The sequence below is a fragment of the Companilactobacillus sp. HBUAS56275 genome (assembly GCF_036913655.1).
Taxonomy (GTDB): Bacteria; Bacillota; Bacilli; order Lactobacillales; family Lactobacillaceae; genus Companilactobacillus; species Companilactobacillus pullicola.
The window spans coordinates 197579-212727 of sequence record NZ_JAYKKK010000002.1; the positions used below are offsets into that span (position 1 = coordinate 197579).

The 15149-nt window shown below is 36.9% G+C and carries 13 protein-coding genes; 10 read left to right on the forward strand and 3 right to left on the reverse strand.

The features are described 5' to 3' along the window. Positions 1-138 precede the first annotated feature (138 nt). The 6 genes from U8526_RS04530 to U8526_RS04555 all read left to right on the forward strand — a co-directional run bounded on the left by U8526_RS04530 (position 139) and on the right by U8526_RS04555 (position 7724). Positions 139-774 carry a pentapeptide repeat-containing protein gene (locus U8526_RS04530; RefSeq protein ID WP_334340777.1) on the forward strand — a complete coding sequence of 212 codons (636 nt, stop codon included), beginning with the start codon at positions 139-141 and terminating at the stop codon, positions 772-774. Between the two features lie 880 nt (positions 775-1654). Further along, the gene (gene nrdD / locus U8526_RS04535) at positions 1655-3865 is read left to right on the forward strand and encodes an anaerobic ribonucleoside-triphosphate reductase (protein ID WP_334340778.1); all 2211 of its coding nucleotides are present in this window, start codon (positions 1655-1657) and stop codon (positions 3863-3865) included. Next, positions 3795-4376 (forward strand): anaerobic ribonucleoside-triphosphate reductase activating protein, encoded by a 582-nt coding sequence (nrdG, locus tag U8526_RS04540; protein WP_334340779.1) that lies wholly within the window; start codon positions 3795-3797, stop codon positions 4374-4376. The genes nrdD and nrdG overlap by 71 nt, the downstream gene beginning before the upstream one ends. A gap of 763 nt (positions 4377-5139) precedes the next feature. Further along, positions 5140-5511: a cupredoxin domain-containing protein gene (locus tag U8526_RS04545; protein ID WP_334340780.1), complete on the forward strand. Its 372-nt coding sequence runs from the start codon at positions 5140-5142 to the stop codon at positions 5509-5511. 15 nt (positions 5512-5526) lie between these two features. Then, on the forward strand, positions 5527-5799 hold the full coding sequence (locus tag U8526_RS04550; protein WP_334340781.1) for a cupredoxin domain-containing protein: 273 nt from the start codon (positions 5527-5529) through the stop codon (positions 5797-5799). Beyond that, the gene (locus U8526_RS04555) at positions 5799-7724 is read left to right on the forward strand and encodes a copper-translocating P-type ATPase (protein ID WP_334340782.1); all 1926 of its coding nucleotides are present in this window, start codon (positions 5799-5801) and stop codon (positions 7722-7724) included. Before U8526_RS04550 ends, U8526_RS04555 begins: the two co-directional genes overlap by 1 nt. Positions 7725-7787: 63 nt before the next feature. Here U8526_RS04555 and U8526_RS04560 read toward each other — a convergent pair whose 3' ends face one another. Then, positions 7788-8963 (reverse strand): NADH-dependent flavin oxidoreductase, encoded by a 1176-nt coding sequence (locus U8526_RS04560; protein ID WP_334340783.1) that lies wholly within the window; start codon positions 8961-8963, stop codon positions 7788-7790. A 111-nt stretch (positions 8964-9074) separates the two neighbouring features. Between U8526_RS04560 and U8526_RS04565 the strand changes: the two genes are divergently transcribed. Then, positions 9075-9488 carry a winged helix-turn-helix transcriptional regulator gene (locus U8526_RS04565; protein WP_334340784.1) on the forward strand — a complete coding sequence of 138 codons (414 nt, stop codon included), beginning with the start codon at positions 9075-9077 and terminating at the stop codon, positions 9486-9488. A gap of 138 nt (positions 9489-9626) precedes the next feature. On the opposite strand, the gene U8526_RS04570 is transcribed toward U8526_RS04565, so the two are convergent. After that, positions 9627-10136 carry a GtrA family protein gene (locus U8526_RS04570; protein ID WP_334340785.1) on the reverse strand — a complete coding sequence of 170 codons (510 nt, stop codon included), beginning with the start codon at positions 10134-10136 and terminating at the stop codon, positions 9627-9629. 980 nt (positions 10137-11116) lie between these two features. Here U8526_RS04570 and U8526_RS04575 point away from each other — a divergent pair. Continuing rightward, positions 11117-12181 carry an LLM class flavin-dependent oxidoreductase gene (locus U8526_RS04575; RefSeq protein ID WP_334340786.1) on the forward strand — a complete coding sequence of 355 codons (1065 nt, stop codon included), beginning with the start codon at positions 11117-11119 and terminating at the stop codon, positions 12179-12181. Beyond that, on the forward strand, positions 12174-12794 hold the full coding sequence (locus tag U8526_RS04580; protein WP_334340787.1) for an NADPH-dependent F420 reductase: 621 nt from the start codon (positions 12174-12176) through the stop codon (positions 12792-12794). The genes U8526_RS04575 and U8526_RS04580 overlap by 8 nt, the downstream gene beginning before the upstream one ends. Before the next feature lie 44 nt (positions 12795-12838). Here U8526_RS04580 and U8526_RS04585 read toward each other — a convergent pair whose 3' ends face one another. Beyond that, on the reverse strand, positions 12839-13369 hold the full coding sequence (locus tag U8526_RS04585) for a hypothetical protein (protein ID WP_334340788.1): 531 nt from the start codon (positions 13367-13369) through the stop codon (positions 12839-12841). Between the two features lie 139 nt (positions 13370-13508). Between U8526_RS04585 and U8526_RS04590 the strand changes: the two genes are divergently transcribed. Further along, positions 13509-15101, forward strand: a complete 1593-nt coding sequence (locus U8526_RS04590) for a cation:proton antiporter (RefSeq protein WP_334340789.1) — start codon at positions 13509-13511, stop codon at positions 15099-15101. The last annotated feature ends 48 nt before the right edge of the window (positions 15102-15149 follow it).

The window sequence follows — 15149 nt, forward strand, 5'->3', positions numbered from 1 at the left end:
GTTGAGGAGACGGTTTTTAAGTTTAAATTACGAAAATTTAATGATATTGGGTTTGAAAGATTACTTGAGCAATACCTTTTTCTCTAATTTTTCAAATCCAGATATCTGGTAAGATGCTAAGTGAAAGAGGTGTAGTCGATGATTCAACCCAAAATTTCCGAAGATTATTTAGAAAAAGGTTCTTTTTTCGATATTTACGAGGAAGAGGACTTTTATTTAACAGGACTTTTGTTAAAAGGAGAGTTCTTAGAAGATCAAGAGATTCAACATCCGATGATTGAAAAAACAGTTTTTGATCATATGACTTTTAGCAACTGCCAATTTGAAAAAATTGAGTTAACCGATGTGATTTTCAAGGGATGCGACCTATCTAATTGTGTGTTGGATGAAGCCAGTTTATATCGAGTCGAATTTCGTAACTGTAAATTAGTAGGAACCAACTTCGATCAGTCGTATTTAAATAATGTAGAATTCAATAATTGTTTGATGGATATGTCAGTGTTAAATCGAATGAACTTAAAAGATGTCAGTTTTATTAATGCCAGTTTAAAAGACGTTAGTTTCAATGAGAATAAACTGAAGAAGACGCTCTTTGATAACTGTGAGTTGAATAAGATGAATCTCTTAGGTACTGAGTTAAAAGGCGTGGACTTGAGCAGTTGTCGTTTTGAATCAATTGATATTGATGAGTTTTCAGCTAAAGGTTTGAAAGTTAACAGTAACCAAGCCAGCTTCTTTGCTCGGTATTTTTTGGGACTAGTTATTAAGTACTAAAAAACGGGATTGATATCAACTGATGTAGTGGAGGTATACCGTCGGCAGTAGAAAATCTGTGGGCCACTGGAACGTGGTGGACACGGCTTGAAGCTAATAATTTTACACTTCGTGTAAAATCATGGATCTCCAAGTCCGGTCTTCTGGTAACCTTGCTTCGCAAGCTAACCAGAATTTCACCACTGAGGGCCCACAGATTTTCTACTGCCGACTGTATTTCAGTTTCTAATATTATTGGTTAAAATTACGATATTTGAATAGTTATTTATGCTATGTAATGAAATAAGGATAGTGAGTTTTGGTTTAATAAAAAAGAACAGTGTTTTTTAGTGAGCGTAAAGTATGCGGAAATCTAGTAATAATGCTATTTTACGATCCGATATTTTAAGAGTATACAAATAATAGAACAACAAACTAGTCCGGAACAACAAGCTCGATTGGTCTCAGCCGTGAGATTATACTTAGCGATTTATCGCTTAGTATAAGACCTGTATTTGAGACAATTGTGAACTTCAATTGGCTCAAATCAGTGTCCACAGCGTTCCAGACCAATCGAGCTTGTTGTGGAGGACGGCATACAGAACCCCAAAAAAATATTTTTCTCTCAAAAAGGCAGTAAATTTACCCACTACAACGCTATATATCTAATATAGGAATATTTTTTTGAGCAAACGTAATCGTCTGAACCGTCAATCATTGCCATTCATGTAACGACGATTTGTGAACGTGCTCAAGTGATGATTTTACTGAATTTGAAATAAGACTACCAGATATGGTATTGATGTGTTATATATCACAACATCTAGTATTTGGTAGTCTTATTTTTTTTATTATAATTTTGTAAAATGATACCAGTATTTAATTAATTAGGGGGAAGATTATGACTACTGAATTGCAAAAATTAGTTTCGATTCCTGTAGAAAAAAGAAGTGGGGCAGTGACTAGTTTTTATCCCTATAAAATAGAATTTGTTTTGGACAAATTACAATTGAATGATCACCAAAAAGAATTAGTGACTTCAAAATTAGTTGCTGAAGTGGCTAGTTTAGAACGTCTGACAACTACTCAACTCCATGGTCTTATTTTTCGTGTCTTGAATGATAATGATATGGAGGAACAGGCTGAAGCTTACGAACGTTACTTCCAAGAAGATCAAGATAAGTTTTCACGTGCAACCAATGTACAACTAAATATTGAACGTTTGTTTAATCGTAATGAGGATGTTGTGCACGAAAATGCTAATAAAGATAGTAATATTTTCAATACCCAACGTGATCTAGAAGCTGGAGTTGCCAGTCGTGCGATGGGTTTAAAAATGTTGCCTGAGTTAGTTGCTAAAGCTCATTTACGTGGTGATATTCATTGGCATGATTTAGATTATTCACCAGTCACACCAGAGACTAACTGCTGTTTAATCGATTTTGATGAAATGTTGAGTAACGGTTTTAAGATTGGAAACGCCTGGGTTTCTTCACCACGTTCTATCCAAACTGCTACAGCACAGATGTCACAAATTATCGCTAACGTTGCTTCATTACAATATGGTGGTTGTTCCGCTAATCGTATCGACCAACTTTTGGCACCTTATGCGGAAATCAATTATCAAAAACATCTTAAAGATGCACGTAAATGGATTGCTGAAGATAAGCAAGTTGAGTTTGCTAAGGAAAAGACTCGCAAGGACATTTACGATGCCATGCAGGCCTTGGAATATGAAATCAATACACTTTACTCTTCTCAAGGACAAACGCCGTTTACGACGATTAATTTCGGTTTAGGAACAACTTGGATCGAGCGTGCTATTCAAAAATCAATTTTAGAAATTAGAATTAAAGGTTTAGGTAAGGAACACCGAACAGCTATTTTTCCTAAGTTAACTTTTACCATTAAACGTGGCTTGAATTTGAATCCTGGCGATCCTAATTACGATATCAAAATGTTGGCTTTGGAATGCTCTACAAAGCGGATGTATCCTGACTTATTAATGTACGACAAGATCAAAGAACTTACAGGTAGTTTCAAAACTCCAATGGGTTGCCGTTCTTTCTTACAAGGTTGGAAAGATGAAAATGGTAAAGAAGTTAATTCTGGCAGAATGAACCTCGGCGTTGTAACGGTCAATTTACCAAGAATTGCCTTGGAATCTCAAGGAAATACTGACCTATTTTGGGAAATCTTTGAAGAAAAGATGCAAATTTGTCACACCGCTTTGGCTTATCGAATTGAACGTACTAAGCAAGCTAAACCAGAGAATGCACCATTGTTGTACATGTATGGAGCTTTCGGCAAACACTTGAAGAAGGATGACAGCATTGATGAGTTGTTTAAGAACGAACGTGCAACGGTATCACTAGGTTATATCGGCTTGTACGAAGTCTGCACTGCCTTCTTTGGCGACAAGTGGGAAAACAACCAGACCGCTCATGACTTTGCAGAAAAAATTGTTAAAGCGTTACACGATAAATGTGCGCAATGGGCTAAAGAAAGTGGCTACCACTATAGTTTGTACTCCACACCAGCTGAATCGCTGACGGATACATTTTGTCGCGACGATTTGGAAAAATTTGGTTCCATTCCTAATATCACAGAAAAAGAATACTACACTAATAGTTTCCATTACGATGTTCGTAAGCATCCTAATCCATTTGAGAAGTTAACTTTTGAAGAAGTCTTTCCTAAGTACGCTTCTGGTGGATTCATTCATTACTGTGAATATCCTAATTTACGCCAAAACCCTAAAGCACTCGAAGCAGTGTGGGATTGGGCTTATGATCACGTTGGATATTTGGGAACGAATACTTCCATTGATCAATGTTTCAAGTGTGGGTTCAAAGGTGAATTCAATGCGACGGCACGTGGATTCGTATGTCCAGAATGTGGCAACCACGACCCTCAATTTTGTGATGTGGTTAAGAGAACTTGTGGTTACTTAGGTAATCCTCAACAACGCCCAATGATTCATGGACGTCACGTCGAAATAGCTTCACGTAGAAAAAATATGACTTCGGAGATGATAAAACATGCGGCAGAACATGAGAGAGCCAAACAATCCGACTCCCAAAGAATGGTTAAGCAAGGACCACAGTCTTAAGAGAATCGCTGACTATAAACCATTTAATTTTGTTGACGGTGAAGGAGTTAGGTGCAGTTTGTACGTCTCAGGCTGCTTGTTCAGATGTCCGGGCTGTTATAACGTAGCGGCTCAGGATTTTCGATATGGAAAACCCTACACGAAAGAATTAGAAGATAAGATCATCAAAGATTTGGGACAAAGTTATGTCCAAGGACTGACCTTATTAGGTGGGGAACCATTTTTAAATACGGAAGTCTGTATATCGTTGTGTAAAAGAATTCGAAAAGAATACGGTCATACGAAAGATATTTGGTCATGGACCGGCTATTCTTGGGATGAAATGATGAAAGAGTCAGACGACAAGTTAGAATTACTATCATTGATCGATATCTTAGTTGATGGAAGATTTCTATTAAGAAAGAAAGATCTAACCTTACAATTCCGAGGCTCTTCAAATCAAAGAATCATAGATGTACCTAAGTCACTAGATAGTGGTGAAGTTGTTATTTGGGATAAGTTAGTTAAATAAATTCCCGACCTCCACAAAAACGGGGAATGCATTGGAACGCTGTGGGCGCGATTTGAAGCTAATTATTTTACACTTCGTGCAAAATAATGGATCTCCAAAGTCGGCCTCATTGTAAATGGCAAAGCCATTAACAATGATTTCACGGCTGAATGCATTCCCCGTTTTTGCTCCGGTCTAAATAGTACTTTGGTTATTTGATGGAAGAAAACTTATTTAATCAGTTAATTTCTTTTCGAAAGATATTTTCAAGCTTGATATTATTAGTTAAATTTGCAGTGTTTTAAAGTTTTTTTGTTTTATATAAGTAGGGGATTTTTATTTAGATGAAGACGAATATAGTAATATCTGAATCTCTTAAATAAGTATTATTTACTATCCAATATTCTAAGAGAATAAAGAATAGAACAAGGTATTAGTCCGGAGCAACAAGTCCGATTGGTCTCAGCCGTGAAATTGTACTTAGCGATTTATCGCTTAGTACAAGACCTGTATTTGAGACAATTGTGAACTTCAATTGGCTCAAATCAGTGTCCACAGCGTTCCAGACCAATCGGGCTTGTTGTGGAGGACGGCAGTTTACCACTATAAAATATAAAACTACGGTTGTTTAAAATAGAATACCAACCCAAGAATCGCGACAAAATCAAAACATTGTCGCGGTTCTTTTTAATATTAAAGTTGACAAACGTAAACTCGGAGAATAATATAATAAGTGAAGTTTACAAGTGTAAACAAAAAGATGAGGGATTGAGGAGAGATAGTTATGACAAAGGTGATCGTACTAATCGTTGGTTTAGCAATTATAGGTTTTATTCTTTGGTGGTTCTTCGGCAATCATCAAGTAGCCCAAGAAACAGCTGATGTGAAAGATAACAGTCAAAGTATTGATGTTGAAGTTAACGGTGGATACTCACCTGAAGTCGTTACTTTGAAAAAAGGTGTTCCCGCCACAATCAATTTTACGAGAAAAGATGCTTCTAGCTGTTTAGACCGAGTGGTCTTCTCAGACTTTGGTATCAATCAAGAATTGCCACAAAATGAAAAACAAACAGTAGAAATCGATACTAGCAAGTCTGGCGAATTCAGTTGGGCTTGTGGTATGGATATGTTCCATGGAAAAGTAATTATTAAATAAAGAGGAGAAATTATTATGGCTGAAAAAATTCAAAAGGTTAACGTTACAGTTGCAGGAGGATATGATCCAGCAGTTGTTACCTTGAAAAAAGATATTCCCGCAGAGATAACTTTTACTAGAACTAATGCTCAAGGATGTTTGGACGTGGTTCACTCTAAAACTATGAATTTTGAAAAAGAATTACCATTAAATACTGCTCAAACCGTTTCCGTTGCGACTGATAAAGCAGGTGAATTTGAATTCAGTTGCGGTATGGACATGTTTTCTGGGAAGGTAGTGATTCAATAATGACAATTACAAAACGTTTTTGGATTGCTTTGATCTTTTCGTTGCCAATGCTAGTCGGGATGATCTTGATGCCTTTTGGAATCATGATTCCCGGTGGTGAATGGACACAATTTATTTTGACGACTATCGTTATGGCGGTAGCTGCACGTCCATTTATCCAAAGTGCTTGGGCTTCTTTTAAAAAACACCATTCTAACATGGATACTTTGGTAGCAATTGGTACTGCTACAGCCTATATCTACAGTATTTATGCAATGATCACTCATCAAGCCGTCTTCTTTGAAAGTGCAGCCTTCGTTGTAACGTTTGTTTTGTTGGGACAAGTTTTTGAAGAAAGAATGCGTAATAACGCTTCGAATGCAATTGAGAAATTGGTTGATTTGCAGGCCAAAGAAGCTGAAGTTGTGCGTAACGGTAAATTAGTTAAAATACCTTTGGCTGAAGTTGTTGCGGGTGATTTGATCAAAGTTAAACCAGGTCAAAAAATTGCCGTTGACGGTGTAATTACTGAAGGTAGTTCAACGGTTGATGAATCAATGGTTACCGGTGAAAGTATGCCTGTAACTAAAAAGATTGGCGATAAGGTTATCGGATCGACTATCAACAGTAACGGAACATTCATGTTCAAAGCTGAAAAAGTCGGTAGCGATACTATGTTGTCACAAATTGTTGAATTAGTTAAAAAAGCTCAAAATAGTCATGCCCCAATTCAAAATTTAACTGATAAAGTTTCCGAAATTTTTGTACCAGTAGTTTTGATTCTTTCAATTTTAACGTTCTTAGTTTGGTACGTATTCTTAGGTGCCACAATTGCTCAAGCCTTGATCTTTGCAGTTTCCGTAGTTGTAATTGCTTGTCCATGTGCTTTGGGATTGGCCACACCAACAGCTTTAATGGTTGGAACTGGCCGTGGAGCTAAAATGGGTATTTTGATCAAGAATGGTGAAGTTCTTGAAGAAGTTAACGATATTAAAACAGTCGTAATGGATAAGACAGGTACAATCACTAATGGTAAACCAGAAGTTACTGATGTTGTTGGTGATGCACAAAAGGTTTTGAAAATTGCCGCTGCTTTGGAAGAATCTTCAGAACATCCTTTAGCCACAGCCATTTTGGATAAAGCTAAAGCAGATAGTATTCAAGCTGATAAGGCTGAATCCTTCCAAGCTATTGAGTGTAAAGGTGTTGAGGCCATCATTAATGGTCAAAAAGCTTTTGTTGGAAATGATAAATTACTGAATGATGTTAAAATTACTGCCGACTTAGAAAATAAGATGGTGGAATTACAAAACGAAGCTAAAACAGTTGTCTTCGTTGGTTTGAATCAAGAAGTTATCGGTATGATTGCCATTCAAGATGCTCCTAAAGCTACCTCTAAAGAAGCCATCGCAACATTGAAGGCACGAGGTTTGAGAACTGTTATGTTAACTGGTGACAATGAACGTGTTGCTCAAGCTATTGCTCAAGAGGTCGGCATTGATGAAGTTATCGCTGATGTTTTACCAGGTGATAAGGCCGATCATGTTGAAGAATTACAAAAACAAGGCAAAGTCGCCTTTGTTGGTGATGGTATCAATGATGCCCCTGCTTTAACGATGGCTGATGTTGGGATTGCCATGGGTTCAGGAACTGATATTGCGATTGAATCTGGTGGAATCGTTCTAATGAAGAACGATTTACGAGATGTTGCTAAAGCTCTTGAATTGAGCAAGAAAACTTTCAACCGTATCAAACTCAATTTGTTCTGGGCTTTTATCTACAACGTTTTAGGAATACCAGTTACGGCCGGTTTGTTCTTTGCCGTTGGTTTAACCCTAAGTCCTGAGTTAGCTGGATTGGCTATGGCTTTCAGTTCCTTGTCAGTTGTAACTAGTTCTGTCCTACTCAACAAAGCTAAAATCGATACTAAGGTTAAAATAGCTTAATGTTTACAACAAAAAGCGACGTCCTTAATTAAAAGGATGTCGCTTTTTTGATTGATCATTAACTTAATTACCTTCGACTCCGCCAAGTTCTTTATCAAAATGATCTTTAGGTTGATCTTGATCGACCCAGTGCAAATCGGCATGTAGATCGTATAAGAAATCTAGAAAGGCAGAATTGATACCAAGTGAATCTAATTCTGTTTCGGATAAGGTGTAGTTGATAGAGTTTTCTTGACCCAATTCAACTTTTTGAACCCAATTAGGTTCTCTGATCGACTCACGACCGATGGCAGCAAAATCGATGCCTGCATCCATAATTTTTTCAGCATCAGCAGGCTTTTCAATTGAACCTACAGAGATTATTGGTAGACGATTGTTGACCACTTGCTTGATTTTTAGAATGATTGGTTCAGTGTCCGACTTATCATTCAATGAGGTTCTCCAAGCATAGCCCATTGAGATGTGAAGATAGTTGATTGGTTGCTCAGCTAAGAGATCAATAAACTTCAAGGTGTCATCTAAACGAATACCGGGCTCTTCAATTTCCTCAGGGGAAATTCGATAACCAACGATAAATTTCTCATCAGCATATTTTTCAACGGCTTGATGAACACTCTTGATAATTTCTAGGGCAAAACGAGTTCTGTTTTCAAAACTACCACCCCATTTGTCAGTACGGCGATTTGAATGTGGAGAAAAGAATTGTTGCATCAAATAGGTATTGGCACCATGTAATTCGATTCCATCAAATCCGGCTTGAATGGCACGACGAGTTGCTTCGCCGAAGTCCTTAATGATCTGTTCAATTTCATCTTCAGTTAACTCACGAGGAGTTTCAGCATTAGGACGTAAGGCTGCTACGGCACTGGCGGAAACAGGTTGAGTTCCGCGCAAAATCTTAGAATTAGACATTCTACCAGCGTGAAAAATTTGAAGAATAGCTTTAGTACCATCTTGTTTCATGGTATGAGCTAATTTAGTTAGTCCAGGAATGAATTTATCGTCAGCAACAGAAGGTTCACCCTCAAAACCTTTGCCATCGGTTGATACATTCATAGTTGGGGCAATAAACATACCGGCGCCACCAGTGTGAATATCAAAATAACGTAATTCATCACGAGAAATCGCACCGTTTTCTAGGGCTGCTGCCTCTGTCATTGGTGGAATTACGATTCTATTTTTCACTGTAACGCCGTTTTTAAATGTATAAGGCTTTAAAAATTTATATTTTGTTGTCATAAATAAGGACCTCACTCTTATAAGTTTTAACAAAATCATTTTAAAGTCTTATATGCTAGAATCATAGTACGCACTTTTTAGTAACTACAAATTTGAATGAGGAGTCTGGAAATGGCAGAGAAAAATTATCATATGAGTCTTGATCTTACAATGTCGATTATTAATGGAAAGTGGAAATCCTTAATTCTCTGCAAATTAGGCATGAAGTCACGTCGTAACGGAGAATTATTACGTAAGATCCCTGATATTAGTCAGAAGGTTTTGACACAACAGTTAAACGAATTGATAGATGATGGGGTAGTGAAACGTGTCAGATTTCCAGGACTGCCTTTGCACGTGGAATATTCTTTGACTGATGAGGGTAAGTCATTACGAAAAGTTCTGATCGATATGTCAATTTGGGGTGAAAAACATGCTGCCAAGTTACAAGAAAATGGTCAACAAGTTTCGTTTGTATCTGATAATTTTAATGGGTATATAAAGATGAATCAAAACGAAAAGGATGTTAGTCAGCAATTTAGCTGAATTGGTTTAGCTTTGATCATTAAACGTCATGAACGTGTAAAAAATGATGCTCCAGCTGTTAATTTAGAAAATTAATTTAAACAAAAAAACTCTCAAACGATTAGATATTTTGAAATCTAACCATTTGAGAGTTTTTCTTTAATCACGATTTTTGAAAATAAAGAACTTAGAAAGAATATAGTTACCAACAATAGCTAATATTTGTCCGACAACTTTTGAGCCAGTACCATTAGCACTTAATAATGAAATACCAATCCAAAGCGTAGCACTTTCAATTAAGAAAGTTAGGATACGAGTACCATAGAAAGCCAACATTTCTTTAAAAGCTGTGTTGGATTTATGACGGAAGACAATAATTCGATCAACCCAGAATCCAACTTGGACCCCTAAAAACCAAGCGATAACATTGGCAATCTGGTAATTAGCCTTGAGTACACGATAAAGGATAAAGAATGTACCAAAGTTAACGACAACTGAGAGCAAGCCCCAAAGTAGATAACGAACAGCTTGTTTACCATCGCTTTCGGTATCAGAAGCATAGTCCTCAGTAGTGAATACAGGACCAGCATCATTAATACCCTCAGAAACGTCATCGACAATTTTTGTTAGTGAACTTTCTTCTTCATTTAAATCAGTTTTTTTATTCATAGCGTCAACTTCTCCTAGAAATTGTGAATATAATACTATCTTAAACCTTTTTGGGTATGGAAAAGCAAATATTATTGTTTTAGGGATCCTAAATGTAGATTAAATATCTAAGATTCCTAATTTAATTACGTTCGATATCAACTAAGAGATGCGCTAAGTATGCCCGTCGTCGTCGTCCGTAGAAAATCTGTGGGCCACTGGAACGTTGCGGACACGGCTTGAAGCTAATAATTTTTCACTCTGTGAAAAATTATGGATCTCCAAGTCCGGTCTTCTACTAACCTTGCTTCGCAAGCTAAGTAGAATTTCGCGACTGAGGGCCCACAGATTTTCTACGGATGGACTATATTTCTGTATCTAGTATTATTGGTCAACGTTGCTGTATTTAGATATTTATTTCTAAAAATAACAAAAGTGAAGATCATAAATTTCTTATAGAAAGATTTTCCAAATGATATTCTGAGCTTTCGTATTCAATTAACTTGGATTTAAACTTTCTTTTTTGAAATGAACGTATTTTTTCAAAGCAGGAGATAGTGTCTTAAATAGTTTTATTCAGAACAAAAAATTGAAATACTATTTAGTCCGGAGTAAAACTTGGAAATACGTTCAGCCGTGAAATCATTGTTAATGGCTATGCCATTTACAATGAGGCCGACTTTGGAAATCCATTATTTTGCACGAAGTGTAAAATGATTAGTTCCAAATCGTGCCCACGGCGTTCCAACGTATTTCCAAGTTTTGCGGAGGACGGGAATCAAATCATATCCCGGTCCTGAATAACGATGTTTTAGAATTAAAACAAAAGAAAACTGGAACACAATATATGGTATTAAGTGAGTATCTGAACACTATATGTTCCACATGAAACAATTTGAATTTCCATAGAGTTATTTGAAGAAAACAGATAATCCTATAACTGGAAATGTTTAAACATCATGAAGTATAATTCGAATAAAGATGATTTTAGAGGTGACATGATGAAAATTGACGTGGACAAATTAAGGTTCGGCCTGGATACTTTCGGTGATGTTGCGTATACGGATACTTTCCATACAAAGATGTCGTATCGTGAATCTTTACAAAACCTGATTAAAGAAGGGCAATTGGCTGATCAACTAGGATTGGATGTAATAGCTTTAGGTGAACATCATCGAGAAGAGTTTTCGATTTCTAGTCCGGAAGTAGTTTTAGGTGCTTTAGCCAGTACAACAAAAAATATTCATTTAAGCACTGGAGTTACGGTTTTGAGTTCCGATGATCCAGTACGAGTTTATGAACGTTTTGCGACAATTGATGCTATATCAGATGGACGAGCTGAAATTATTTTAGGTCGTGGTTCTTTTACGGAGTCATTCCCACTATTTGGCTATGATTTGAAGGATTATGATGATCTGTTTGTTGAAAAAGTTGGTTTGTTCAATGCTTTGCTTACTCAAGATCACGTCGATTGGGAATCAAAACACGTTCAAAAATTAGAGAATGTGCGCACATATCCACGTATTGAAGGACATCAATTACCGGTTGCCATTGGTGTCGGTGGTACGCCAGAATCTGTTCTACGAACTGCTTATTATGGTTATTCTTTAGTTTTAGCAATTATTTCGGGTGATGCCGATCGTTTTGCTCCTTATATTAAACTTTATAAAAAAGCTGCCGAAGAATATGGAACTAAGGTTGGTGAAATCGGTGTTCATTCTCACGGAATTATTACAGAGGATGACGACGATGAAGCTTACAATATCGGTTGGAAATACATCAAGAGTAGTATGGATCGAGTGGGTAAGGATCGTGGCTGGCCGGAAATGACTCGAGAACGTTATAACTACGAAGTTATCAAAGGTGCTTTGTATGTTGGTTCTGTGGAGACGGTTGCTAAGAGAATTGCTACAACTATTTCGGATTTAGGCATTGATCGTTTTGATCTTGTTTACGGAACTGGCGGACAATTGGAAAGTGATCGGATGCGTACAATCGAGCTTTATGCTACGAAAGTAATCCCACGTGTGAAAGAAATTTTACAGGAAGCTAATGAAAATGAGTAAATTAATCGTAGGAATCCTTGGAGCAGGAAAATTAGGTATGACTTTAGCCAAATTAGGACTCGATGCAGGTTATCAGGTCAATATCGCTGGTTCGAAGGATCCCGCTAAAATAGTTTTGGCAACCAGTGTTTTAGCTCCTGGAGCACAACCGATGTACGTTCAAGATGTTATTGAAAAGTCCGATATTATTTTTCTGGCTTTACCACTCAGCAAGTATCAAAATAATGATGCTAAATGGTTCGCCGGTAAAACGGTAGTTGATTCGATGAATTACTGGTGGGAGATTGATGGCAAAACTAGCAGTTATTACTATGATGAACAACAGACTTCTTCTGAAAAAGTTCAGGCCTACTTATCTGACAGTATCGTGGTAAAAGCCTTTAATCACATGGGCTATCATGATTTGGCTGACGGAGCTCATAAAGACCGTGTAATTGTTTATGCAGGAACTGATGAGACCGCCTTGGCAAAAATTAAACAGATAATTATTGATTTTGGTTTCGTACCTTACTATATAGGTGATTTACATGCTACATCACAACTACAACCAAGTGGTGTTTTGTTTGGCGCTGACGAAGATATGGCCGGTATAAAAAGATTATTAAACAAATAAAATTCCACCTCTTAATTGAAGTGGAATTTTTAGATAGTGGTTAATTATTTATCATAATAACCGGCTTTAATTGCCAATCTGACGTAATTATTTTCGAGATAATCATAACTTTGGGTGCGATTTGATAAATCCATATGTTCGATATCAAAGGGATCTTCTAGTGGAAAACCGTGATCTCTTAGTAAATGACTGTAGTCAAAGTAATGACGAATAGAGTTATCGATCATGCCAAACTTAAAAGAATTTTTCTCTTCAACGTAAACGAGTAAATAATACATATTAGTGGGTACGGAAACAAAGCTACCAAGTAAACGGACGATGCCAAATTGTACATATTCAATTTGATCGAAAGGAATGTCCATGATTGGCTTATGAACATCATTGATATGAATACTATCATTAATTTCAACGTTCAATTTGTAAGTCATCCCTAGAACCTCATTGGAGTACTTATAGACGGTATCACGGAAAGCATTACTGTTGTTGAGACGTGTCTTAAAAAGCTTGTTCTCAATGCGACCATCGTCAGTGTAAAAGTTGTCAAAGTTTAGAAGCTGTTTGTCGATTTTATGCATAATTAACACCTGCCTCTTTGAAGTTAGGCTCATTATATAGCCGATTGAAATAAAAGCGTCTTTTGAGGATTGCGTCAAAAACCAACTTTGAGTAAGGATGTGATATATTTAATTCGATTAACAGTAAGGGGAAATTCTTATGGAACTAATGGTTTCGTCGTTCATTTTGATACTCACATCAGTTGTCAGTATTTTTTTAGCACAAGTTTTTTCAAAAATATCGGTTAATTATATCAGTATGGTTATCGGTGCCATCATTTTTTTCATCCCTGTTATGGGAAAAAATATAATGACTTTTAATTCAGATATTTTCATCGGCCTGATTGTAGCGCCGTTGCTATTTTTTGAAGGTCAAGCCACACAGCTAAATGCCGTTGGTAAAGAATTCAAACATATCATTCAGATGACGGTATTCTTAGTTATTATCTGTATGATTTTGGCCGGCTTCGGAGTTAGAGAAATTGCTGGAATCAGTTTGCCCCTGGCTTTCATTTTGGCTGCAATCAGTACACCAACCGACGCCACAGCGATGGAATCAGTAACTAATGGCTTGAAGATGCCAAAAAAAGAAGGAACTCTCTTAAAAATGGAGTCGCTGTTTAACGATGCATCCGGAATCATCCTTCTTAATATGGCAATACTTTGGTACATCAATGGCTATATCAATTATGGAGAAACGTTGGGGAATTTCCTTCTATCAGCCGTTGGTGGCGTATTGTTTGGTTTTGCATCGGCTTGGGTGATGGTGTTGTTCCGACAGATCCTTTTACGCTCATCTTATAATTCGTTGAATGCGCAGAGTCTAATTTATATTCTGACACCGTTTGTTTTGTACTATGCAGCTGAAGGATTGAATGTTTCAGGAATTATTGCAGTCGTCTGTGCTGGATTAGTTCACAACGCAGAATCGCAGCGAAGTCGTTTGATCAATGCACCACAGGTTCACTTAGGATTTGATTTGGTTTCAATGATCACAGAAATTTTTAATAGTACCGTTTTCGTGATTTTAGGGTATATGTTTACCAAAATTATTTCGGAAGAAAAATTTACAAATGCTTCGTTAACTTGGGTGATGATCGGGATAACGCTTTATCTAGTCAATGTCTTAGCCCGTTATGTTTATGGTCGATTACGTCTAGACTTCAATAATAAGTCAGCCTTGATTTTTTCACTAGGTGGTGTTCACGGTGCCGTAACCTTGGCATTAGCTTATACGTTGGCTGAATTCCATGTCAAAAGTGGTGACTTCAACCTCGTTTTGATGTCAGAAAGTGTCCTCATCATTTTAAGTTTGATAGTTCCTACCATAGCATTCCGTTTTCTGCTGGAAAAAGATGTTACGGATGAGGATGCTAAAAAAGAGGTCGACACAATTCGGGTAGCAATGGTACATCGTGCTATCGAATCTGTTAATAAGATGTATTTGCCGGATAATGTTAAGAAGTCCGTTATCTTTGACTTGATGGCACAGAAACAACGTACCAAAACTAGAGATTTCATCAAAGCTTGGGTCGATGTAGTTCGCCATCCTGAATTTACCGGAGCTGAGAAAGAATTGGAAATGCGGGCTTTTATGAACGCATTTGAACAAGAACGAGATTACTTAGATATGATTTCTCAGAGTGAAGTTAAGTATCAAGATTATGTTTTTGAACTCTACAACGAAATTCTTTTGGCGGAAACTCTAGTTATAGGACCAACCGTTTCGGAAAGTGAAGAAGAAAAGAATTAAGTTATTTCCTTTTTGTCTACGATAAATGTAAAATTATAAAGCAATCAT

Bases quoted from the DNA above. Each gene is read 5' to 3' on its own strand.
- U8526_RS04570 (WP_334340785.1), bottom strand. From the start codon at position 10,136: ATGAATAAAAAAACTGATTTAAATGAAGAAGAAAGTTCACTAACAAAA.
- nrdG (WP_334340779.1), top strand. From the start codon at position 3,795: ATGCGGCAGAACATGAGAGAGCCAAACAATCCGACTCCCAAAGAATGG.
- U8526_RS04590 (WP_334340789.1), top strand. From the start codon at position 13,509: ATGGAACTAATGGTTTCGTCGTTCATTTTGATACTCACATCAGTTGTC.
- U8526_RS04560 (WP_334340783.1), bottom strand. From the start codon at position 8,963: ATGACAACAAAATATAAATTTTTAAAGCCTTATACATTTAAAAACGGC.
- U8526_RS04580 (WP_334340787.1), top strand. From the start codon at position 12,174: ATGAGTAAATTAATCGTAGGAATCCTTGGAGCAGGAAAATTAGGTATG.
- U8526_RS04565 (WP_334340784.1), top strand. From the start codon at position 9,075: ATGGCAGAGAAAAATTATCATATGAGTCTTGATCTTACAATGTCGATT.
- U8526_RS04575 (WP_334340786.1), top strand. From the start codon at position 11,117: ATGAAAATTGACGTGGACAAATTAAGGTTCGGCCTGGATACTTTCGGT.
- U8526_RS04585 (WP_334340788.1), bottom strand. From the start codon at position 13,369: ATGCATAAAATCGACAAACAGCTTCTAAACTTTGACAACTTTTACACT.
- U8526_RS04530 (WP_334340777.1), top strand. From the start codon at position 139: ATGATTCAACCCAAAATTTCCGAAGATTATTTAGAAAAAGGTTCTTTT.
- U8526_RS04555 (WP_334340782.1), top strand. From the start codon at position 5,799: ATGACAATTACAAAACGTTTTTGGATTGCTTTGATCTTTTCGTTGCCA.
- U8526_RS04545 (WP_334340780.1), top strand. From the start codon at position 5,140: ATGACAAAGGTGATCGTACTAATCGTTGGTTTAGCAATTATAGGTTTT.
- U8526_RS04550 (WP_334340781.1), top strand. From the start codon at position 5,527: ATGGCTGAAAAAATTCAAAAGGTTAACGTTACAGTTGCAGGAGGATAT.
- nrdD (WP_334340778.1), top strand. From the start codon at position 1,655: ATGACTACTGAATTGCAAAAATTAGTTTCGATTCCTGTAGAAAAAAGA.